The 23,687-nt window shown below is 34.7% G+C and carries 23 protein-coding genes; all 23 read left to right on the forward strand.

Going from position 1 to position 23,687, the window contains the following annotated elements:
- Positions 1 to 18 precede the first annotated feature (18 nt).
- The 23 genes from AC0UBM_RS13245 to AC0UBM_RS13355 all read left to right on the forward strand — a co-directional run bounded on the left by AC0UBM_RS13245 (position 19) and on the right by AC0UBM_RS13355 (position 23,681).
- Complete coding sequence (locus tag AC0UBM_RS13245) at positions 19 to 630, forward strand: fumarylacetoacetate hydrolase family protein (RefSeq protein WP_434035353.1); 612 nt, start codon at positions 19 to 21, stop codon at positions 628 to 630.
- 2 nt (positions 631 to 632) lie between these two features.
- Complete coding sequence (locus AC0UBM_RS13250; RefSeq protein WP_414037251.1) at positions 633 to 974, forward strand: Hpt domain-containing protein; 342 nt, start codon at positions 633 to 635, stop codon at positions 972 to 974.
- Positions 975 to 976: 2 nt separating this feature from the next.
- Positions 977 to 2,233: a CinA family nicotinamide mononucleotide deamidase-related protein gene (locus AC0UBM_RS13255; protein ID WP_475688916.1), complete on the forward strand. Its 1,257-nt coding sequence runs from the start codon at positions 977 to 979 to the stop codon at positions 2,231 to 2,233.
- 74 nt (positions 2,234 to 2,307) lie between these two features.
- Complete coding sequence (gene rpmB / locus AC0UBM_RS13260) at positions 2,308 to 2,544, forward strand: 50S ribosomal protein L28 (protein WP_038527816.1); 237 nt, start codon at positions 2,308 to 2,310, stop codon at positions 2,542 to 2,544.
- Between the two features lie 23 nt (positions 2,545 to 2,567).
- Entirely contained in the window at positions 2,568 to 2,750 is a 183-nt protein-coding gene (rpmG, locus tag AC0UBM_RS13265; RefSeq protein WP_038527818.1) for a 50S ribosomal protein L33, read from the forward strand.
- Between the two features lie 7 nt (positions 2,751 to 2,757).
- Positions 2,758 to 2,910 (forward strand): DUF4295 domain-containing protein, encoded by a 153-nt coding sequence (locus AC0UBM_RS13270; RefSeq protein WP_084817459.1) that lies wholly within the window; start codon positions 2,758 to 2,760, stop codon positions 2,908 to 2,910.
- Positions 2,911 to 3,111: 201 nt separating this feature from the next.
- Positions 3,112 to 4,065, forward strand: a complete 954-nt coding sequence (gene ftsY / locus AC0UBM_RS13275; RefSeq protein ID WP_414037249.1) for a signal recognition particle-docking protein FtsY — start codon at positions 3,112 to 3,114, stop codon at positions 4,063 to 4,065.
- Positions 4,066 to 4,196: 131 nt separating this feature from the next.
- Positions 4,197 to 5,501 carry a 30S ribosomal protein S12 methylthiotransferase RimO gene (gene rimO / locus AC0UBM_RS13280; RefSeq protein ID WP_414037248.1) on the forward strand — a complete coding sequence of 435 codons (1,305 nt, stop codon included), beginning with the start codon at positions 4,197 to 4,199 and terminating at the stop codon, positions 5,499 to 5,501.
- A 151-nt stretch (positions 5,502 to 5,652) separates the two neighbouring features.
- A complete protein-coding gene (gene bshC / locus AC0UBM_RS13285; RefSeq protein ID WP_434035355.1) occupies positions 5,653 to 7,263 on the forward strand; it encodes a bacillithiol biosynthesis cysteine-adding enzyme BshC in 1,611 nt (536 codons plus the stop codon).
- Between the two features lie 8 nt (positions 7,264 to 7,271).
- On the forward strand, positions 7,272 to 8,645 hold the full coding sequence (locus AC0UBM_RS13290) for a pyridoxal phosphate-dependent decarboxylase family protein (RefSeq protein WP_414037352.1): 1,374 nt from the start codon (positions 7,272 to 7,274) through the stop codon (positions 8,643 to 8,645).
- A gap of 47 nt (positions 8,646 to 8,692) precedes the next feature.
- The gene (gene guaA / locus AC0UBM_RS13295; protein ID WP_434035356.1) at positions 8,693 to 10,228 is read left to right on the forward strand and encodes a glutamine-hydrolyzing GMP synthase; all 1,536 of its coding nucleotides are present in this window, start codon (positions 8,693 to 8,695) and stop codon (positions 10,226 to 10,228) included.
- A 42-nt stretch (positions 10,229 to 10,270) separates the two neighbouring features.
- A complete protein-coding gene (locus AC0UBM_RS13300; RefSeq protein ID WP_475688917.1) occupies positions 10,271 to 12,196 on the forward strand; it encodes a PBP1 and LysM peptidoglycan-binding domain-containing protein in 1,926 nt (641 codons plus the stop codon).
- A 4-nt stretch (positions 12,197 to 12,200) separates the two neighbouring features.
- Positions 12,201 to 12,608, forward strand: coding sequence for an OsmC family protein (locus tag AC0UBM_RS13305; protein WP_475688918.1), 408 nt, complete (start codon positions 12,201 to 12,203; stop codon positions 12,606 to 12,608).
- Positions 12,609 to 12,645: 37 nt separating this feature from the next.
- The gene (locus tag AC0UBM_RS13310) at positions 12,646 to 12,888 is read left to right on the forward strand and encodes a DUF3820 family protein (RefSeq protein WP_475688919.1); all 243 of its coding nucleotides are present in this window, start codon (positions 12,646 to 12,648) and stop codon (positions 12,886 to 12,888) included.
- Between the two features lie 61 nt (positions 12,889 to 12,949).
- Positions 12,950 to 13,444 carry a hypothetical protein gene (locus AC0UBM_RS13315; protein ID WP_475688920.1) on the forward strand — a complete coding sequence of 165 codons (495 nt, stop codon included), beginning with the start codon at positions 12,950 to 12,952 and terminating at the stop codon, positions 13,442 to 13,444.
- Between the two features lie 313 nt (positions 13,445 to 13,757).
- A complete protein-coding gene (locus AC0UBM_RS13320; protein ID WP_414037242.1) occupies positions 13,758 to 15,371 on the forward strand; it encodes a CTP synthase in 1,614 nt (537 codons plus the stop codon).
- A 112-nt stretch (positions 15,372 to 15,483) separates the two neighbouring features.
- A complete protein-coding gene (yidC, locus tag AC0UBM_RS13325) occupies positions 15,484 to 17,385 on the forward strand; it encodes a membrane protein insertase YidC (protein WP_475688921.1) in 1,902 nt (633 codons plus the stop codon).
- A gap of 69 nt (positions 17,386 to 17,454) precedes the next feature.
- Complete coding sequence (locus tag AC0UBM_RS13330; protein ID WP_475688922.1) at positions 17,455 to 18,153, forward strand: toxin-antitoxin system YwqK family antitoxin; 699 nt, start codon at positions 17,455 to 17,457, stop codon at positions 18,151 to 18,153.
- An 89-nt stretch (positions 18,154 to 18,242) separates the two neighbouring features.
- Positions 18,243 to 19,430, forward strand: coding sequence for a tRNA 2-thiouridine(34) synthase MnmA (gene mnmA / locus AC0UBM_RS13335; protein ID WP_475688923.1), 1,188 nt, complete (start codon positions 18,243 to 18,245; stop codon positions 19,428 to 19,430).
- Between the two features lie 16 nt (positions 19,431 to 19,446).
- Positions 19,447 to 21,066, forward strand: a complete 1,620-nt coding sequence (locus AC0UBM_RS13340) for a S8 family serine peptidase (RefSeq protein ID WP_475688924.1) — start codon at positions 19,447 to 19,449, stop codon at positions 21,064 to 21,066.
- On the forward strand, positions 21,066 to 22,004 hold the full coding sequence (locus AC0UBM_RS13345) for an NAD(P)H-dependent flavin oxidoreductase (protein WP_475688925.1): 939 nt from the start codon (positions 21,066 to 21,068) through the stop codon (positions 22,002 to 22,004). The genes AC0UBM_RS13340 and AC0UBM_RS13345 overlap by 1 nt, the downstream gene beginning before the upstream one ends.
- Before the next feature lie 65 nt (positions 22,005 to 22,069).
- Positions 22,070 to 23,449 (forward strand): MATE family efflux transporter, encoded by a 1,380-nt coding sequence (locus AC0UBM_RS13350; RefSeq protein WP_475689189.1) that lies wholly within the window; start codon positions 22,070 to 22,072, stop codon positions 23,447 to 23,449.
- A gap of 4 nt (positions 23,450 to 23,453) precedes the next feature.
- Entirely contained in the window at positions 23,454 to 23,681 is a 228-nt protein-coding gene (locus AC0UBM_RS13355) for a hypothetical protein (RefSeq protein ID WP_414037236.1), read from the forward strand.
- The last annotated feature ends 6 nt before the right edge of the window (positions 23,682 to 23,687 follow it).

Here is a 23,687-nt window from a genome sequence, read left to right on the forward strand (position 1 = left end):
TATTAACGCCCTCCTAGAATGAAACTTATTTGTATAGGTAGAAATTATACCGAACATATAGCAGAGTTACAAAATGAAAAACCAACAGATCCTGTTGTGTTTTTAAAACCAGACACGGCAATTCTCTTAAAAAAACAGCCGTTTTTTATCCCTGATTTTTCAGATGATGTGCATTACGAAGTTGAGGTTTTGGTGAAAATCAATAAGGTAGGAAAGTATATCGATAAAAAATTTGCACATAAGTATTATGACGAAATTGGATTAGGAATAGACTTTACTGCAAGAGATTTACAAGCTAAATTAAAAGCAAAAGGCTTACCTTGGGAAAAAGCAAAATCCTTCGATGGTGCCGCTGTGGTAGGAGAATGGTTGCCAAAAAGTGAGTTTGACGACTTAAATAATATAAATTTCTCGTTAAATAAAAATGAGGAAACGGTGCAAAACGGAAATACAAGTCATATGCTCTGGAAAATCGACGAGTTAATAGAATGTGTTTCACAATATTTTACTTTAAAGATAGGAGATATTATCTTTACTGGCACACCTGCTGGAGTAGGTCCTGTAGCTCCAAATGATGTTTTAAAAGGATTTATAGAGGATAAAGAACTATTTTCAATCACTGTAAAATAATTATGGAGCAACATTATAATTTAGATAGAGTAAAAGAATTAGCAGATAATGATCAGGATTTTATCCATGCCTTAGCCTTAACGTTTATCGATGAGGTGCCTTCAGATTTAGAAGGTTTAAAAACAGCTGTTCAGAATAAAGATTATTACAATGCATATCAGGTAGCGCATAAATTAAAACCGACGGTAGATTTGTTTGAACTAGGCATTTTAGACGATGTTATAGTCGTTCAAGACTGGGGTAAGTTTGAGCAGGTAGATGTAGATATTACACCTGTTTTTAATAAAGTTGTTACTGTAATAGAAGCCGCGGTTTCAGAAATAAAATCGGATTTCGATATTTAATAATGCAAGCAGAAATTATTACAATTGGAGATGAAATTCTCATCGGCCAAATTCTAGATACAAATTCGGCGTATATAGCCAAAGCACTTAATAAGATAGGTGTTTCGGTATATCAAATCACTTCGGTGCAAGACGATAAAACGCATATTTTAAAAGCGTTAAAAGAGGCCGAAGAAAACGCTAATATTATTATCCTAACAGGAGGATTAGGGCCTACAAAAGATGATATTACCAAGCATACGCTAGCAGAATATTTTAACGATACTTTAGAAATTAATGAAGGTGTTTTAGAACACGTACGTGGTTTTTTTGCTAAAATATCGTCTAAACCTATGTTGCAGGTTAATGTCAATCAGGCTTTGGTACCAACTAAAGCCACTGTTTTGCATAACGAATATGGTACGGCGCCAGGCATGTGGCTGGAGCAAAACTCTAAAATATTTGTCTCGTTGCCAGGTGTACCTTTCGAAATGGAAGGTTTAATCGATTCTGAAGTCATTCCTAGAATTCAACAAAAGTATAAGTGTCCGTTTATAATGCATAAAACGTACATGACCTATGGTTTAGGAGAAAGTGCTTTAGCAGAACGCATAGAAGCTTGGGAAGATGCTTTACCAAAAGAAATTAAGCTTGCTTACTTACCAAATATCGGAAAAGTGCGTTTGCGTTTATCGGCCAAAGGATTGGATAAAGAATTTATTCTGGCGGAAATGGACAGACAAGAGAAACTCTTAATGCCTCAAATTAAAGATGTTTTTGTGGGTATTGAAGGTTTCGAAGGTACCATGGAAGAGCAAATAGGTAAAACTTTAACTATTTTAGGGAAAACATTATCTACTGCCGAAAGTTGTACAGGCGGTAGGATCGCAGAACAATTTACATCGCATCCTGGCGCATCGGAGTATTTTAAAGGGAGTGTGGTAAGTTATGCTACTCAGGCTAAAATTGATATCTTAAATATTTCAGAATCATTAATTTCTGAACACTCGGTGGTAAGTGCAGAGGTTGCAGAAGCGATGGCAACAAGCGCTTTAAACATGTTTAAATCCGATTATGCGATTGCAACGGCGGGTAATGCAGGTCCGACAAAAGCGACAGATAAAGAAGAACTTGGAACCGTATTTATAGCAATTGCTTCAAAAGCAGGTGTGTATTCGGAGAAATTTAACCTTGGTAATTTACGAATTAAAGTGGTTAATAGGGCGGTAGACAAGGCTTTACAAATGCTTCAAAAAGAAATTTTAAAAAATAGATGTTAATTAAGTTGTTATAACACAAACAATTCGTATATTTGCACCTCGTTTTGAAATAACAATATTAAAGTTTAGAAAGAATGTCAAGAGTTTGTGAACTTACAGGTAAGAAGGCAATGGTAGGGAACAATGTATCTCACGCTATGAACAAAACTAAGCGCAGATTTGATGCGAATTTAGTTAAAAAGCGTTTTTACATTCCTGAGGAAGATAAGTGGGTAACTTTAAAAGTATCTACATCAGCATTGAAAACCATCAATAAAATAGGAATTTCAGCTGCTATAAAAGAAGCTAAATCTAAAGGGTTTTTAAAATAAGCCTCTTATAAAATAATAGAACAATGGCAAAGAAAGGTAACAGAGTCCAAGTAATATTAGAGTGCACAGAGCACAAAGAATCTGGGGTGGCAGGAACTTCTAGATATATTACTACAAAAAACAAGAAAAATACTCCGGATAGAATGGAAATTAAAAAATTCAATCCTATCTTGAAGAAAATGACTGTTCATAAAGAAATAAAATAATTGAGTCATGGCAAAGAAATCAGTAGCAACATTACAAACAGGATCTAAAAGATTAACGAAAGCTATAAAAATGGTAAAGTCTGATAAAACAGGCGCTTACACTTTTGTAGAAGCTATCATGGCTCCTGAACAAGTAACAGACTTCTTGAATAAAAAATAATTATATTTTTTATCAGAAAAGATATTTAAGCTGCTTTCTTAATAGAAAGCAGCTTTTGTTTTATATTTACATTTGAAATAATGACAAAATTTCTGCTTTTATAAATGTGGTAGATGTTTTGTGTTAAGAGTTTTAAAAAGTTACTAGCCGTAATTGGTTGGTATAACCATACTTATTTGCATAAATTCTAAATGATAACCAATGAGCTTTTTTAAAAAAATATTTTCTTCCGAAAAAAAGGAAACTTTAGACAAAGGTTTAGAAAAATCTAAGACTAATTTTTTTGATAAATTAAGTAAAGCAGTTGCTGGAAAATCTAAAGTTGATGATGACGTTTTAGATAATCTGGAAGAAATTTTAGTGTCTAGTGATGTTGGTGTAAATACAACTTTAAAAATTATTACACGTATAGAAGCGCGTGTCGAAAAGGACAAATATTTAGGAACAGCCGAGCTTAATAAAATCCTTCGAGAAGAAATTGCAGGTTTATTATCTGAAACAAACTCTGGAGAAGACACTGAATTTAAAATTCCTGAAAACAAAAAACCATACGTAATTATGGTTGTTGGTGTTAATGGTGCTGGTAAAACAACCACTATTGGAAAGCTGGCTTATCAGTTTAAAAAACAAGGTCTTAATGTAGTTTTAGGTGCTGCAGATACCTTTAGAGCGGCAGCTATCGATCAGTTACAAGTTTGGGCAGATCGTGTAGATGTACCTATTGTAAAACAAGACATGGGGAGTGATCCGGCATCGGTTGCATTTGATGCGCTAGAATCTGGAGTCTCTCAAAATGCAGATGTTATTATAATAGATACCGCAGGTCGTTTACACAACAAGATTAATTTAATGAACGAATTAACTAAAGTGAAACGTGTCATGCAAAAAGTAATTGGCGATGCACCTCACGATGTTCTTTTGGTATTAGATGGTTCTACTGGTCAGAATGCTTTCGAGCAAGCGAAACAGTTTACAGCGGCCACCGAAGTAAGTGCTCTAGCGGTTACAAAACTAGATGGTACAGCAAAAGGTGGTGTGGTAATTGGTATTAGCGATCAATTTCAAATTCCTGTAAAATACATTGGAGTAGGAGAAGGCATCAACGATTTACAGGTATTTAATAAATACGAATTTGTAGATTCGTTCTTTAAATAGACTTTATCCTTATAAAATAGTTAAACGTCTCGATACATTCATTGTATCGAGACGTTTTTTTGTTTTTATTAATATACATTCAATTCTTTAATCCTAAATCATTGCGTATCTTTGCACTCTGAAATTTTGATATGAGAACTAAATCACTTAAAAAGAATAAAATCAACGTAGTAACTCTTGGTTGTAGTAAGAATGTTTACGACAGTGAAGTGTTAATGGGGCAGCTTAAAGCTAGCGGAAAGGATGTTGTACATGAAGAAGAGGGTAATATCGTTGTAATTAATACGTGCGGTTTTATTAATAATGCAAAGGAAGAAAGTGTGAATACTATTTTAGAATTCATGCAGAAAAAAGAAGATGGTGAAGTAGATAAGGTATTTGTTACCGGATGTTTATCCGAACGTTATAAGCCGGATTTACAAAAAGAAATTCCGAATGTAGATGAATATTTCGGAACGACAGAATTACCTGGATTATTAAAAGCATTAGGAGCAGATTATAAGCATGAATTAATTGGTGAACGTTTAACAACTACGCCTAAAAATTACGCTTATTTAAAAATTGCAGAAGGTTGTGATAGACCTTGTAGTTTTTGTGCCATTCCGATTATGCGCGGAAAACACAAGTCTACTCCAATTGAAGATATTGTTATCGAGGCTGAAAAATTAGCCGCTAAAGGTGTGAAAGAATTAATTCTTATCGCTCAAGATTTAACATACTACGGATTAGATATTTATAAGAAACGTAATCTTGCCGAATTGCTTGAAGCTTTAGTCAAAGTGGATGGTGTAGAATGGATTCGTTTACATTACGCATTCCCAACGGGTTTCCCAATGGATGTGTTAGATGTTATGAATCGTGAACCTAAAATCTGTAATTATATAGATATTCCTTTACAGCATATTTCAGATCGTATTCTTAAAAGTATGCGTCGCGGTACAACTCAAGAAAAAACAACTAAATTATTAAAAGAATTTAGAAAGGCGGTACCAGATATGACCATTCGTACAACTCTCATTGTTGGGTACCCTGGCGAAACTGAAGAAGATTATCAGACCCTAAAACAATGGGTTCAAGATATGCGTTTCGAGCGTTTAGGTTGTTTTACCTATTCTCACGAAGAAAATACTCATGCGTATTTATTAGAAGATGATGTTCCTGAAGATGTGAAGCAAGAGCGAGCTAATGAAATTATGGAAATTCAATCTCAAATTTCTTGGGAATTGAATCAAGCTAAAATCGGACAAGAATTTAAAGTGGTTATCGATCGCAAGGAAGGAAATTACTTTGTGGGACGTACAGAATTCGATTCTCCAGATGTCGATAACGAAGTTTTAATAGATGCGACAGAAACCTATTTAAAAACAGGTGAATTTGCGCAAGTTGTTATTACAGAAGCGGCGGATTTCGATTTATATGCGGAAGTCGTTAAATAGACTCAAAAAAAATAAGTAAATAAGGTGTTTTAATGTAAGTTAAAACACCTTATTTCGTTTAAAGGTCTATAGTTAGTGATACAATAATCTTAACTAATTTTTTAGAATTGAAAATTCTAATAACTGTATATTTACAATAAATTGAAATTTTATGCCAACCGACTGTATTCCGTTTAGAGATACCCAATATTTTTCATCATTAATTTGCGATTATTTAGAAGAAAAGCCTGAGTTAAAACCGTTCTATAATCGGTTTCCAAAGCTTGAGAATTTCGAAGCTCAGATAAAAGAGAAATCTAACTTTAAAGGATTATCAGTCGCTCACAGGCAAGTTTTGGCATCAGTTTTAGAACAACAGTATAGTAATTTAAAACCTTCGGAAGCGACGCAAATAAATATTTCACTCTTAAAAGAGGCGAATACATTTACTGTAACAACAGGGCATCAGTTAAATTTATTTACGGGGCCATTATATTTTTTATATAAAATTGTATCAACAATCAATCTTACTAAAGAATTAAAAGTTGCTTATCCCAATCAACATTTCGTGCCCATTTACTGGATGGCTACAGAAGATCATGATTTCGACGAAATAAATTATTTCAACTTTAAAGGCAAGAAAATTCAATGGAATCGTGCAGACGGTGGTGCTGTTGGTGAATTTTCTACAGAAGGATTAGAAGACGTTTTCGAATTATATACTAAGGAGCTTGGCGTAGGTAAAGCGGCAGACGAGTTAAGAACATTATTTTCTGAAGCGTATTTAAAGCATGATAATCTTGCCGATGCAACGCGATTTTTGGCAAATAGTTTGTTTTCAGATTTAGGTTTGGTTATTTTAGATGCTAACGATCGCGAGTTAAAACGTGCCTTTATTCCGTATATAGAACAAGATATTTTATCCCAAATTTCGTCTCAAGAAGTCTCTAAAACCAATGCGTTACTAACAAATATTCCAAATACAAGTTATAATATTCAGGTTAATCCTAGAGACATTAATTTGTTTTATTTGTCAGAACATAGTCGTGAACGTATCATTTGGGAAGACGATATTTATAAAGTTATTAATACCACAATTACATTTACGAAAGCCGAAATTTTAAAAGAAATTCACGCGTTTCCAGAACGATTTTCACCAAATGTAATTATGCGTCCGCTGTATCAGGAAGTGATATTGCCCAACTTATGTTACATTGGTGGTGGTGGAGAATTGGCATATTGGCTTCAGTTAAAAGATTATTTTGAAGCGGTAAATGTGCCGTTTCCTATGTTGCTGTTAAGAAATTCTGTCCTTATTAAAACGCAACAACAAGCTAAGAAATTAGAAAAATTGAACATTTCTAATCGTGATTTGTTTTACAAACGAGATACATTTATTAACAAAAAGGTGAGACGCATCTCAAATATAGATATCGATTTTTCTAAGCAAAAGAAACACTTGCAAGAACAATTTAGTGAAATGTATGCTTTAGCAGAGCAAACAGACGCTTCTTTTATAGGGGCTGTAAAAGCTCAAGAACATAAGCAAATCAAAGGATTAGAGCATTTAGAAAAACGGTTACTAAAAGCTCAGAAAAAGAAATTAGCAGATCAGGTTTCAAGAATGACAGATTTACAAAATCAATTATTCCCTAATCAAAGCTTGCAAGAGCGCGCTGTTAACTTCTCTGAACTATATCTTGAGTTTGGAGACCAATTAATCCCCAAGTTAGTGTTAGATTTGCAACCATTAAATCAAGAATTTTTAATACTGAATTTGTGAAAAATAGCATGCATAAAGTAGATATGGATTTGGTTGAAATGACACTAGATGTCATGAAATACGCCATTGAAAGAATTTCTACTACCGAAAGAAAGATTGGAAAACCATTAAAATCAGAAGAGTTAAAGGCTTTAGTTGGAGAAACCGTAACCGAAGAAGGTATTGGTGGAGAAGTCGCTTTTAATTTGTGGAAAAAACATTTATCTACTGCTAATGTCCCTGTAGATCACCCACGTAATCTTGCTTTTGTTCCTGCAGCACCAACGCGTGCCGCAGTTATGTTTGATCTAGTTACATCGGCTTCTAGTATTCATGGAGCCTATTGGATGGAAGGAGCTGGTGGAATATTCTGTGAGAATGAAGCGATGAAATGGATCGTTTCTTTAACCGGAATGCCTGAAGGTGCTTTTGGTGTGTTTACTAGTGGTGGTACAGCTGCAAATCTTTCGGCTATAGTTACAGCAAGAGAAAATTGGAGACTTAATAATGAGGCTCATAAAAGAGAAAAAGGATTAATTATTACGTCTATTGGAGCACATTCGTCTATAAAAGCGATGGCAAAAGTAGCCGATATTGATGTGTTGTTGGTCGATACCGAAGACCGTTTAGAAGGTGACGCATTAAAAGAAACCATTTCTAGTTTAACGGCAGATGAGCGTGAACGTTTATTCGCTGTAGTAGCAACAGGAGGAACAACTAATGCCGGAATAATAGACGATTTAGAAGGGATTTCTGCCATTTGTAATACAGAAAATTTATGGTTGCATGTCGATGCCGCTTATGGAGGAGGAGCTTTAGCTGCCGATTCGGTTAGACATTTGTTTAATGGTATAGAAAACGCAGATAGTATTACAATCGATCCTCATAAATGGATGTTTTCGCCTTACGACTGTGGAGCCGTTTTATATAGAGACCCTGAATTAGCAAAAAATGCACATTCGCAACAAGGATCGTATTTAGATATCTTTAAAGATGAAGGTGCACACGGGTTTAATCCTACAGATTATCAAATACAACTAACACGACGTGTAAGAGGTTTACCTTTATGGTTTTCTTTGGCTATGCACGGAACAGATCGTTATAAAGTCGCGGTAGAACGTGGTTTAGAACTGGCACAAATAGCAGGACGATTAATTACGGAAAATCCAAATTTAGAATTAGTTAGAGAACCAAGTTTGTCTTGTGTATTATACAGAAGAAAAGGATGGGATGCTCAAGATTATACGCATTGGACGTATGAAAATCACGAAAAAGGATTTGCTCTTGTTACGCCTACGAAATGGAAAACTGGAAATACTTACGAAACCGTGTCACGTTTTTGTTTTATAAATCCGGATACCACAGAACAGGATATAGTAGATATATTAAAAACAATGGAATAAAGTTTGTTTCAAACTTTTCAAATAAAATTTAAATATTATTTTTGCGCATGCAACACGACAAGGTATTAATTTTAGACTTCGGATCGCAATATACTCAGCTTATTGCCCGTAGAGTTCGAGAACTCAACATTTACTCCGAAATAAAACCATTTAACAAGATTCCAACCGATATAGATAGCTATAAAGCTGTTATTTTATCTGGGAGTCCTAACTCTGTAAGAGGAGAAAACGCTTTACATCCGGAATTAGAACACATTCGCGCTAAAAAGCCAATGCTAGCCGTATGTTACGGAGCACAATATTTAGCTCATTTTTCGGGAGGAGAAGTTGCTCCATCTAGTACACGAGAATATGGTCGTGCTAATTTATCTTTTATAAAAGAAAATGAAGTGTTCTTTGAGAACATTTCTAAAGGTAGCCAAGTTTGGATGAGTCATAGTGACACCATTAAAACATTACCTACAAACGGTGTATTAATAGCAAGTACTACAGATGTTGCTAATGCCGCTTATAAAATTGAAGGCGAAGAAACTTATGCGATTCAATTTCACCCAGAAGTATACCACTCTACTGATGGGAAACAATTATTAGAAAACTTTTTAGTTAAAATTTCAGGTATTAGACAGGATTGGACTCCAGATTCTTTTGTTGAAGAAACTGTTGAAGCCATTCAAGCAAAAGTAGGAAACGATAAAGTCGTACTTGGTTTATCTGGAGGAGTAGATTCTACAGTAGCTGCAGTACTTTTAAATAAAGCCATAGGGAAAAACCTATATTGTATTTTTGTAAACAACGGATTGTTGCGTAAGAATGAATTCGAAAGTGTTTTAAAACAATACGAAGGCATGGGCCTTAATGTAAAAGGTGTAGATGCTTCAAAACGTTTTCTTGATGCTTTGGCGGGAATTGAAGATCCTGAGCTAAAACGTAAAGCTATAGGTAACTCTTTTATCGAAGTTTTCGATGACGAGGCGCATAAATTAACCGATGTAAAATGGTTGGCACAAGGAACAATTTATCCAGATGTTATCGAGAGTGTTTCTGCTACAGGCGGACCTTCGGCAACTATAAAAAGTCATCATAACGTAGGTGGATTACCTGACTTTATGAAACTTAAAATTGTTGAACCTTTACGTGCTATTTTTAAAGACGAAGTAAGACGTGTTGGCGCAACTTTAGGTATAGATCCAGAATTATTAGGTCGTCATCCATTCCCAGGACCAGGACTTGGAATTCGTATTCTTGGAGATATTACAGCTGAAAAAGTGCGTATCTTACAAGAGGTAGATGCAATATTTATTAACGGACTTAAAGAATGGGGATTATACGATAAAGTATGGCAAGCCGGAGCGATGTTATTACCAGTAAATAGTGTTGGGGTAATGGGAGACGAGCGCACGTACGAAAAATGTGTAGCGCTTAGAGCCGTAGAAAGTACAGATGGGATGACTGCAGATTGGGTGAATTTACCTTATGCATTTTTACAAAAAACATCTAACGATATAATAAATAAAGTAAAAGGCGTTAATAGAGTAGTGTACGACATTAGCTCTAAGCCACCAGCAACGATAGAGTGGGAGTAATTGTCTCATAAATCGATTTATTTTTGAATTAAACCATATTGAATGAAAAAGTTTTTAGTCGTTTTTGTATTACTTTTTATAATGGGAGCGCAAGCAATTGCTCAGAATTATAAAACACATAAAGTAAAACAGAATGAAAAAATAGAAGATATTGCCAAAGTGTATATGGTAACGGTTAACGATATTATTACGTTAAATCCCGATGCTAAAAATGGACTTAGAGACAATATGGTTTTAATTATTCCTAAAACCGAGGTTCAAGCCGAACTGAATACGGTTAGGGAAATTACAAGCTACGAGCAACACCGTGTAAAACGTAAGCAAACGCTTTATAGCATTGCTAAAGATTACAAAGTGACCGAAGATGATATTAAAAAGGCCAATGTCTTTTTGTATTCCGAACCTTTAAAGAAAGGAACTAAAATTAGAATTCCTGTTTTTACAGAAAAGCAAGTTTTAGAAGAAGTCGCGACTGTTGTAGACATCACAAAACCGTATGTTGTTTTACCTAAAGAGGGAAAATGGCGTGTGGCGTATAAATACGGAATAACGGTTGAAGATTTAGAAGCTTTAAACCCAGAATTAGCCGAAGTTTTAAAAGTAGGAGACACCATTAAAGTGCCAAATATTCCTGACACTCGTAAAAAAGTTGTTGAAGATAAATACGATTACTACGAAGTACAGCCTAAAGAAGGTTTTTACCGACTTAAAGTTAAATTAGGACTAGAGAAGGAAGAACTTGAAGCTTTAAATCCAGAATTAGTAGGTTCAGGTTTAAAGGTAGGCATGGTACTAAGAGTCCCTAAACAAGTAGATAATGATGTGGCAGGAATGATTTCAGATCATACCATAGTGGCTTCAGATTTATCTAAAAGAGATTTTAACCGTGGTACAAAACACATTGCGGTTTTAATGCCATTTAAGGTTAATCAAGTGACTTTCGATTCTATTCAGGGTACCATGAATCAGATTAGAAAAGATAGTTATTTAAATTTCGCTTTAGAATTTCAGTCGGGTGTATTAATGGCTTTAGATTCATTGAAATCCTTAGGGATTTCTGTAAAAGTGGATGTTTACGATACCGAAAATAAAACCAGTACAATTAGTGATTTAATTAGAAATCATAATTTTGCAGAATTAGATGCTGTTATTGGTCCGTTAAGTCAGACTAGTGTCGAGTATACTGCAGAACGATTAAGTACTTATAATGTACCTGTAATTTCTCCTATAACTAAAACAGTAAAGGTTACAGCGAACACATTTCAGTCTCGTCCAGCAGAAGGTTTACTAAAAAATAAAGTTTTAAATTATTTTAAAGAACGCAACCAGTTAACAAATACTATCTTGGTATTCGACTCGGAAAGTGAAGGCAAAAGCGCATCTCTAAAATCTGCTTTTCCCGGAGCTTCAACCGTAAGATCTCGAAAAGATAAAAAAGGAAAAGATGCGCATTATATTTTAGTTGGCGATATTTCTAAGCATTTAAAGCCAGGAAAAAATGTAGTGTTTTTAGAGACAAATACTTCTGGTTTTGCGGCTAACGTTACTAGTGTATTAAATTCATTAAATACAGAAGAAGTCCAGATTATATTAACCACTACAGAGATGAATAATGCTTTTGAGGGCAGTGAAATTTCAAATCAGCATTTATCTAATTTGCGTTTTCATTTCGCATCCATTTCTAAGTCTTTTGACGACGATGTGCATAACGGATTTATTAAACGATATGCAAAGGAATATGGTTTAACACCAGATAAAATTGCCGTACGTGGTTTCGATATTACTATGGATGTAGTTTTACGATTATTAACGTCTACAGATTTATATGCGTCTACTAGCGATGCACCTTTAACAGAATATGTCGAAAATAAATTCGCTTATAAAAAGACACCTTTTGGTGGCTATTATAACGATACGGTGTATTTATTGCAGTACGACGACTTAAAAATTGTTGAAGTAAAAGAGTAGACTTATGACTTCTAAAGTAACTTATCTTGGTGGCTTACGCACCGAAAGTTTACATATACAATCCGGGAATACGTTTGTAACAGATGCGCCGTTAGATAATAATGGTAAAGGCGAAGCTTTTTCGCCTACCGATACTGTAGCAACGGGATTAGCCAGTTGCATGTTAACCATGATGGGAATTAAAGCCAATAGTTTAAAGGTGAATATGGAAGGGACTACGGCGCATGTAACCAAAACAATGTCTGCCGACCCCAGACGGATTTCGAAAATAGAAGTTGTCTTCAATTTGACTTTTCAAACCGATGACAAGACACGTAAAATTTTAGAACATACGGCAAATACCTGCCCAGTGCATTACAGTCTGCATCCAGATATTGAAAAAGTAATAACGTTTAACTGGAAGTCGATTTAACGACAGCACCTCTCACACACAAATTAACAAAGGTATTATGGAACAACTTAATGGAGATGTTTTAATTGAGTTGGCGTACACCAAAATGCCTTATGGGAAATATAAAGATCGATTTCTTATCGATTTACCCGAGTTCTATGTGGTTTGGTATAATAATAAAGGCTTTCCAAAAGGGAAACTAGGCGATCAATTACGTATGGTTTACGAACTAAAATTGAACGGTTTAGAAGACTTAATACGAAATATTAAGCAAAAATATCCCAATCCTAAAAAGTACTAAATCATTACGATATTCTTAATGCTTTTTATTTTATATTTATGATTAACATTAGTTCAATACAATGAAAGTAGATAAGAAAATTGAAGATATTTTTGATGATTATAATTATACGGATAGAATCGACGTATCACTTAAAAACTATTCAAATTGGCTTTTAGGTATTTCTCTAGGATTAACGGCCGTTTTAATATCTTTAATTTCAAATATTAATAATACTTTTTGGTTTTTTATAATTACACTAATATTTCAATTCATTGGAATTTTATTTAATGGGTTTATAAAATATAAAATTCTCACAAATGAGATTAATATGAATACTAAATTCGGTCAGTTAAAGAAAATGAGAATTATAAAAAAGTCTAAAACTAATTTAAGTCATAAGGACGAATCTTTTAAAGAAGAATGGTTAAACCTTTATGATGAATACATCATTGATAGTAATAGAAATACACTAGATATATCAAAATATTTGGATAAATCTACATGTTTTACCTTTTTTAATGTTTTTATAACTGGAGTGACAATAGTAATTTTGATTTTAAAAAATGTAGTTTAATATAGTCTTCATACAAAATGGCTTTAATCAATTCTCCCTTTTGTTCATATAGCGTCCACAGTAACCAAATGTGTTTTCATTCAATCATAGACTATCATCATATGCTAAGATTAAATGTTGAAAACTTTCCTTGTTATTAAAATTTAGGCTTGGGAAAAATAAATAAGATACTTTGACTTAGTAAATTACACGGTTATAGCTGTTATAACTTAGGACGAATTGAATTGTTAGTGTTTTAATGCGAATTAAAATAGATAAGCATACTTAATTCTCAATTGTTCTTTGTAAATTTGCTCGCGTTTAAAAGCGCATCATGACAACTACAACAAAGTATATTTTCGTAACCGGCGGTGTTACATCTTCATTAGGAAAAGGAATAATTGCAGCATCTTTAGCTAAGTTATTACAATCTCAAGGTTACAGAGTAACAATTCAAAAATTAGATCCATATATAAATGTGGACCCTGGTACGTTAAATCCATACGAACATGGTGAATGTTATGTTACCGACGATGGTGCAGAAACCGATTTAGATTTAGGTCATTACGAACGTTTTTTAAACACACCTACAAGTCAGGCTAACAACGTTACTACCGGTAGAATTTACCAAAGCGTTATTGAAAAAGAACGTCGTGGTGAATTTCTTGGGAAGACTGTTCAGGTTATTCCTCATATCACAGACGAAATTAAAGAGCGTATTCAGATATTAGGGAATTCAGGAGATTACGATATCGTAATTACCGAAATAGGTGGTACTGTAGGAGATATTGAGTCGTTACCTTATGTAGAAGCGGTTAGACAATTGCGTTGGGATTTAGGCGATAATAACGGATTGGTTATTCATTTAACTTTAGTTCCATTTTTGTCGGCTGCGGGCGAATTAAAAACAAAACCTACACAACACAGTGTAAAAACCTTAATGGAAAGCGGTGTGCAAGCCGATATCTTGGTGTGTAGAACAGAGCACCATTTGCCAAAAGATTTACGTAAGAAATTAGCCTTATTCTGCAATGTGCGCGAAGAAGCTGTTATTCAATCTATTGATGCTTCTACCATTTACGATGTGCCTAATTTAATGTTAGAAGAAGGCTTGGATAAAGTGGTTCTTAAAAAATTAAATTTAAACAGTAGTATTCCAGACTTATCAAGATGGAACGAGTTTTTAGATCGTCATAAAAATCCTAAGACAGAAATTACAATTGGTTTAATTGGTAAGTATGTCGAATTACAGGATTCTTATAAATCTATATTAGAAGCCTTTATTCATGCTGGAGCAGAAAATGAAGTTAAAGTGAATGTAGAACCTATTCACTCAGAATATATAAACGCCGATAACGCGAAATTAAAACTAGCTCATTTAAATGGAGTTTTAGTAGCTCCTGGTTTTGGAGAGCGCGGTACCGAAGGAAAAATTGATGCCGTTAAGTTTGTTAGAGAAAACAATATTCCGTTTTTAGGAATTTGTTTAGGAATGCAAATGGCAGTTATAGAATATTCTAGAAATGTATTAGGTATTTCTGATGCTAATTCTACCGAAATGGATTCTAATACTCCAAATCCGGTTATTAGTATCATGGAAGAACAAAAGAATATTACCGATATGGGCGGTACTATGCGATTAGGGTCTTGGGAGTGTACTTTAAAAGAAGACAGTATTGCTAAAAAAGTATATGGTTCGGAAATTATCGAAGAGCGCCACAGACACCGCTACGAATTTAATAGTGATTTTAGAGCTCAGATTGAAGCAGCAGGAATGGTTGCAACAGGTGTAAACCCAAAAACAAATCTGGTAGAAATTGTAGAAATTCCTTCTCATCCTTGGTTTGTTGGGGTACAATACCATCCAGAATATAAGAGTACGGTTAAAAATCCACACCCTTTATTTGTAGCATTTGTAAAAGCAGCTTTAAAAAATAAGAAAAAATAAGTGCCACATTGTCAAAACTTAAAAAGTGGTCACCTTTTTGAGTACTAACTCACACTACGAAATACTTTGCGTTTGGCCGAAGTATTTCTATTTATACTTAGAATGTAATTAGATGGAAGAAAAGAAATTAGACCTGAATTCGGTCATAGGATTTATCCTAATCTTTGGAATTTTAATGTTTATGCTTTGGCAGAATCAGCCAACTCCAGAGGAATTAGAAGCTCAGGAGCAAGCAAAACAAGAACAAGTTGAAGCAGAGAAGAACGCTGAAATTCAAAATGCAACTATAGAAACATCTTCGGAAGATTTTTCAGTGACATCGGCAACAGATTCTTTAAAACTAGAAGGACTTAAAAATAAATTAGGTGCTTTTGCATACTCATCGACTTTACCTTCTGCATCAAATAAAGACACTAGAGTAGAAACAGAATTATTCGATTTAAAATTCAGTAATAAAGGTGGTTTCCTATCGGAAGTTAGACTTAAAGCTTTCGATAATTACGATTCACTACCTGTTTTTCTTATTAAAGATAAAAATATTGGTTTCAATATTAATTTCGGAACCACAGACAGTCGTAACTTAAATACTCAAGATTTATATTTTGAGCCTACAATTACTAAAAATGGTGCTAACACTGTAGTTTCTATGAAACTTAAAGTGTCAAACTCTAAATTTTTAGAATATCGTTACGAGCTTAAGCCAAATAATTACATGATGGATTTCACCATCCGTTCTCAAGGTTTAAGCGATGTGATTAATAGCTCTCAAGCTGTTAATTTAGATTGGAAACAAAAAATGATTCGTGGCGATAAAAGTGTGGAGTACGAAAATCGTTACACACGTTTAACCTATCAGCACGATGGTGGTAAAATTGACAAATTAAGTCCGACCAGCGACGACGATGATATTGAAGAAGATGTTACGTGGTTATCTTACAGACAGCATTTCTTTAGTTCTATTTTAGTTACAGAGAAACCTTTTAAAACGGTAGATTTAGTTTCTGAAAATTTAGTTGAAAGTGGAGATGATCATGCAGAATTTACTAAAATTTATACCTCTAAAATTCCATTAGAATTACAAGGTGGAGAATTTAATGCACCCTTAAAATTTTATTTTGGTCCAACAGATAATACTGTACTTAAACAATACGATTATAGTTTAGACGATAGTATTCCTTTTGGATGGGGTATTTTTGGATGGATTAACCGTTATGTATTTGTACCATTATTTGGCTTCTTAAGTGACTTAATGCCTTACGGTTTTGCTATTATAGTAATGACTATTTTGGTGAGAATTGTAATGTCTCCAGTAACTTACAAATCGTATTTATCTCAGGCTAAGATGAAAATTCTTAAACCAGAGATTAACGACATAAACGAGAAGTATAAAGATAATGCCATGAAAAAGCAACAAGCTACAATGGCGTTATATAGCAAAGCAGGAGCTAGCCCAATGGCGGGATGTTTACCTGGTTTATTACAACTTCCGGTATTCTATGCTTTATTCCAGTTTTTCCCATCGGCATTCGATTTAAGACATAAAAGTTTCCTTTGGGCAGACGATTTATCTTCTTACGATACCATTGCAGAATTACCGTTTAAAATTCCTTTTTACGGAGATCATATTAGTTTATTCCCAATCTTAGCTTCTGTAGCCATCTTCTTTTATATGAAAATGACAACAGGACAACAAGTGGCATCTCAACCAACGCAAGAAGGTATGCCTGATATGGGTAAAATGATGAAGTACATGATTTACTTCTCTCCAATCATGATGTTAGTATTCTTTAATAATTATGCGTCAGGATTGAGTTTGTATTACTTTATATCTAACTTAATTACTATTGGAATTATGTTAGTGATTAAAAACTTCATTATCGATGAAGATAAAATTCATGCAAAAATCCAAGAGAATAAGAAGAAGCCTAAAAAGGAAAATCGCTTTCAGAAGAAAATGAAAGATATGATGGAGCAGGCAGAACAGCAGAAACAAATGCAAAATCGCAAAAAATAATCTAAGCTGCCTTAATTGGCAGCTTTTTTGTTACTTGTATTTCTATTAATTGTTATTCGTTTTAATAATATGAAAAATGTATTAACCCTTTTAATATTATGTGTGTTTGGAACCGCAATGGCACAAAATATTAATCAGTTAGATGCCAATGGTAAACGCGATGGAATTTGGAAAAAGAATTTCGATGACACTAAAGTATTGCGTTACGAAGGAGAGTTTTCGCATGGTAAAGAAGTCGGAACGTTTAAATTTTACAAGAATGTAAATAATAAGCCAGTGTTGTCGGCAGTAAAGACATTTAATGCAAACGACGATATTGCCGAAGTACAGTTTTTTGCTTCTAATCAGAAAGTGATTAGTAAAGGTAAAATGAAAGGCAAATTATACATCGGAGATTGGGTTTACTTTCATAAGAATTCCGATAAAGTTATGATGGAAGAACATTATAACAATCAGGGTAAATTAGACGGAGAACGTTTGGTGTACTACGATAACGGGAAGCTTACGGAGCGTACCATGTTTAAAAATGGTAAAATAGACGGAAAATCTATATGGTATTCAGAAAAAGGAATAGTTTTAAAGGATTTTACGTATGTGAATGATAAGTTGCAAGGTATGTCTAAGTACTACGACTTAGAAGGGAATTTAACAGCAGAAGGTGCTTTTAAAAATGATAAAAAAGACGGAATTTGGAACTTTTATAAAGACGGAGAATTAGTAGATACTAAGGATTATACCAATTACAGTAAGAATCCTGCTAAACAATAGTACAGTTAACTTTTGTCTGATACAATCTTAACGTATACAGTTAATTTTCTTTCCCTAATACATGCTTTGGCATAATTAAACTTTTAAAAATGAAACGAGTAATTGTTGGACTTTCAGGTGGTGTAGATTCTAGTGTTGCGGCGTATGTGTTGCAACAACAAGGCTATGAAGTAATCGGGCTTTTTATGAAAAATTGGCACGATGATTCTGTTACAATTTCAGATGAATGTCCGTGGTTAGACGATAGTAATGATGCCATGTTGGTGGCCGAGAAATTAGGAATTCCTTTTCAAACGGTCGATTTAAGCGAGCAGTATAAAGAACGTATCGTCGATTATATGTTTAAAGAATACGAAAACGGGCGTACACCAAATCCGGATGTCCTTTGTAATCGCGAGATTAAGTTTGATGTGTTTATGAAAATTGCCTTAGACCTAGGGGCAGATTATGTGGCTACAGGGCATTACTGTAGAAAAGGCATTATTAATGAAGGCGAAAACGAGACTTACCAATTATTGGCAGGTTTAGACGGAAATAAAGATCAATCTTATTTTTTATGTCAATTATCACAAGATCAGTTAGCTAAGGCGTTATTCCCAATCGGGGAACTCACTAAGCCGGAAGTGCGTAAAATTGCAACCGAATTAGATTTAGTAACAGCCGATAAAAAAGATTCTCAAGGACTTTGTTTTATAGGAAAAGTACGTTTGCCAGAATTTTTACAACAGCAATTAAAACCTAAAGAAGGTGTTATTGTTGAAGTCGATAGAGCACACGAAATGTACATGGCTTCTCAGACAGAATTTGCGACTAAATTAGAGGAACTTCAATATCTTACTACTAAAAAAGTTTATCATGTTTCCGATGGAAAAATTGTTGGAAAACACCAAGGTGCTCATTATTTTACCAAAGGACAACGTAAAGGTTTAGGTGTTGGCGGTACAGTAGAACCTCTGTTTGTTATAGATACCGACGTTAACGAAAATGTGATTTATACCGGACAAGGACATTCACATCCGGGATTATTTAAATCGGCTCTATTTGTCACTAATGAAGAGGAGCATTGGATTCGCGAAGATTTAAAATTACAAGCAGGCGATACTTTAGAGGTTATGGCGAGAATTCGTTACAGACAACCTTTACAAAAAGCAACATTATATAAAGTAGATAATGGATTATATGTGGAATTTGAAGCACCACAATCTGCAATTACAGAAGGACAATTTGTAGCTTGGTATCATGAAGATGATTTGCTAGGTTCCGGAGTTATTTCGTAAATTGTAGAAAAAAAATATGTTCAGATCCATTTTCTTTTTGGTATTACTCGTTTTTACGGGACAAACTTATGCGCAAGAAGATGCTTGGGTATATTTAACAGATAAACCAAATGTTTCAGAAGCTTTGGCAAATCCTACGTCTATACTTACACAAAAGGCCATCGCTAGGAAACAGAGACACGGCATCCCAATAGATGCTAGAGATGTGCCTGTTAATGAAGCTTATATTTCACAATTAAAATCGCAAACAGGAATAACAGTATTGGCAAAATCTAAATGGTTTAATTCAGTATATGTTAGGGGGATATCTTTAGAAAACATTAAGGATTTATCAGAATTATCCTTTGTGGACTCAATTGATTTTGCCGATACCAGTTTAAATACCTCTACTTCACGCTCACGTCAAGTACTTTCAAAAACGAGTGTTGAAGATACCCGTGTTGATTTTACATATGGCGATTCTCAAAATCAGGTTGAAATGATTAACGTGGATGCGCTCCATACTGCAGGTTATACAGGTAAAGGTATTACTATAGCGGTGTTAGACTCCGGATTTCCTAATGTTAACACCATGCAGGCCTTTCAGCGATTAAGAGATCAGGGAAATTTATTAGGTGGATACGATTTTGTAGATAGAACCGAAGATATTTATGCAAATACGACAAGTTCGCACGGTACATTAGTACTAAGTTCTATGGCGGCGTATATTGAAAACGAATATGTGGGCACAGCTCCAGACGCTTCTTATTATATATTTAATACAGAAGATCCCGATAGCGAATCGCCTGCAGAAGAGAGTTACTGGGTAGAAGCTACAGAACGCGCAGATAGCTTGGGTGTAGACATGATAAATACGTCTCTAGGCTATAATCTATTCGATAACGCCAAATATAATTACACCACTGCCGATATGAATGGGAAGGTTGCATTCATATCCAAAGGAGCTGCGATAGCCGTAGAAAAAGGAATTCTAGTGGTTGTTAGTGCAGGAAATTCTGGAGCCACATCTTGGCGCACAGTTACTGCGCCTGCCGATTCTCCAGAGATATTAAGCATTGGTGCTGTAAATGCTTTTGGCGAGTATGTATCGTTTAGTTCGCAAGGTGGAGAAGCACAAGTAGGATACCAGAAACCGGATGTAGTAGCTAGAGGTGGAGCGACCTTTTTAGTAAACGAAAATGATCAGATAGTTCAGTATAATGGAACCTCTTTTAGTTCACCCATTATGTGTGGAGGTATTGCGTCTTTATGGCAATCAATTCCCGAAGTTTCGGCAACAATGGTCATGAATTTGGTTAGAGAATCCGGTTCTCAATATAGCAATCCGGACGATTTTCTGGGGTATGGAATTCCTGATTTAGCTCTGGCAAAAGATTTCGCACTTTCGATAAATGATGACGTTATGGAAGCTATTCGTTTTTATCCTAATCCTGTTTCAACAGTTTTAAACCTAGTATTGCCTTCAAGTATAGAAACGTTAGAATATGCTATTTATAATCAGTTGGGGCAACAAGTTTCACAACATGCTATGCAAGGAAATTCTAAAACCATAGATGTATCTGGTTTATCGCATGGTGTTTATATTTTAAAATTATCTAGCAGAAGTAACTCAAAATCCTTTAAGTTCATAAAGTAATGAATACGATCACATCTTTATTCAATATTCAGTATCCTATTGTGCAAGCAGGAATGGTTTGGAATAGTGGCTGGAAGTTGGCTTCGGCGGCGAGTAATTCCGGAATTTTAGGATTACTAGGTGCAGGTTCTATGTATCCGGAAGTGTTACGTGAGCATATTCAGAAATGTAAAAAAGCGACTAACAAGCCATTTGGAGTTAATGTGCCCATGTTATATCCAAACATTGAAGAGATTATGAATATTATTGTTGAAGAAGATGTGAAAATTGTATTTACTTCAGCAGGAAATCCAAAAACGTGGACGTCTTGGTTAAAAGAACGTGGCATAATTGTGGTGCACGTGGTGAGTAGCGTAAAGTTTGCCTTAAAAGCACAAGCTGCAGGTGTAGATGCAGTGGTTGCAGAAGGCTTTGAAGCTGGCGGCCATAACGGTCGGGAAGAAACCACGACCTTTACTTTAATTCCTATGGTTAAGGAACAATTAAATGTGCCATTAATCGCAGCAGGAGGAATCGCTACAGGAAAAGGCATGTTAGCGGCTATGGTTTTAGGAGCAGATGGCGTACAGATAGGAAGTCGGTTTGTAGCTAGTAAAGAATCTTCGGCACATCCAAATTTTAAAGAAAGCGTGGTGTATACTAAGGATGGCGATACCCATTTAACGTTAAAAGAATTAGCTCCGGCGCGTTTAATTAAAAACAAGTTTTTTAACGACCTCCAGACCATGTACCAAAAAGGTACAACAGCAGACCAATTGAAAGCATTCTTGGGGCGTGGTCGCGCCAAAAAGGGAATGTTCGAAGGCGATTTAGAAGAAGGCGAATTAGAAATTGGTCAAGTGGCAGGATTGATTCATGAAATTAAGCCAGTTTCCGAAATTATTTCTGAAATTATTACAGAATTCGAGCGTTCTAAAGTCAACTTACCTTCCTTATAAAATATTTGTGAAAGTTTCGTCTTAAGCTGTTTTTAAAATTACCTTTGCACGACAAAAAAATTAAAGTGCTTTTATCTCAATACACAAAAGAATTTAAATACAATTGGCAACTGGCAGCTCCAGTGATGCTTGGTATGCTGGGTCATACATTTGTTAGCTTTGTAGACAATATTATGGTTGGCCAATTAGGAACAGCAGAACTTGCTGCAGTTTCTTTGGGTAATAGTTTTATGTTTATAGCCATGTCTGTAGGGATTGGTTTTTCTACAGCCATTACACCTATAGTAGCAGAAGCAGATAGTTCAGACGATTTCAAGTCGGGAAAATCGGCTTTTAAACATGGACTGTTATTATGTACCATACTTGGCGTTTTACTCTTCCTAATCGTCTATTTTGCTAAACCGTTAATGTACTTAATGAAACAACCTATTGAGGTTGTAGAGTTGGCTATTCCGTATTTGGATTTAGTAGCTTTTTCTTTAATTCCTTTAATTATTTTTCAGGCATTTAAGCAGTTTAGTGACGGGATGTCTATGACTAAATACCCGATGTACGCCACCATTATAGGTAATTTAGTAAATGTACTTTTAAACTATATGTTCATTTTTGGTAAGTTTGGTGCTCCTGCTTATGGTATCGTAGGTGCGGCTTATGGAACGTTAGCGTCTCGTTTTATAATGGTCGCTTTTATATGGTGGGTTTTAAAAGGAAATGAAAAGTCTAAAGCATACGTTATTAACATAAAAATCTTTGTTTTAGAAAAGTTAATGATGAAGCGTATATTTAACCTAGGTGCTCCTAGTGCGATGCAAATGCTTTTTGAAGTCGCAATATTTACTTCGGCAGTGTGGTTAAGTGGTTTGTTAGGTAAGAATCCGCAAGCCGCCAATCAGATTGCCTTAAACTTATCTTCTATGACCTTTATGGTTGCAACCGGATTAAGTGTAGCGAGTATGGTACGTGTTGGAAATCAAAAAGGACTCAAGAATTATCATGAATTAAGACGGATTGCATTTTCATTGTTTTTAATGGGAACGCTCTTCGCAGTGTGTTTCGCCTTAATGTTTATGCTATTGCGTACAGAATTACCTGAAATTTATGTCGATTTAAACGATGCCACAAACTTTGCCGATAACTCCGAAGTGGTTCATATCGCTGCGAATTTATTATTAGCCGCAGCTGTATTTCAGATTAGTGATAGTATACAAGTGGTTGTTTTAGGAGCTTTACGCGGACTTCAAGACGTAAAAGTGCCTACTATTATAACATTTATTTCCTATTGGATTATTGGTTTTCCTGTAAGTTATTACTTCGGAAAAGAAGATCAATTGGGAAGCTTCGGAATATGGTTAGGACTTTTAGCCGGATTAACTACAGCAGCAATTTTACTTTATATAAGATTTAATTATCTTACCAAACAATTAATATTACAAAAAGAACAATAGACATATGGCGCTTCCAAAATTTATTTTAGGTGACAATACCGATTTCCCAAATGCAATTTTCGTGATTCATACCGAATTTCCTCGTTTTATAATTAATTTAGAAGATGATGATGTAGAGTGGTTTGAAGATTTCGATCAAGAAGACCAGCGAGAAATTGAAATGGAAACAGAAGGATTAATCGAAAAAGCTAGCGCATTTTACGATAGAGAAGTAGCACGTTACGAAGAATAAAAAGGT

The sequence above is a fragment of the Formosa sp. F44 genome (genome assembly GCF_056238645.1).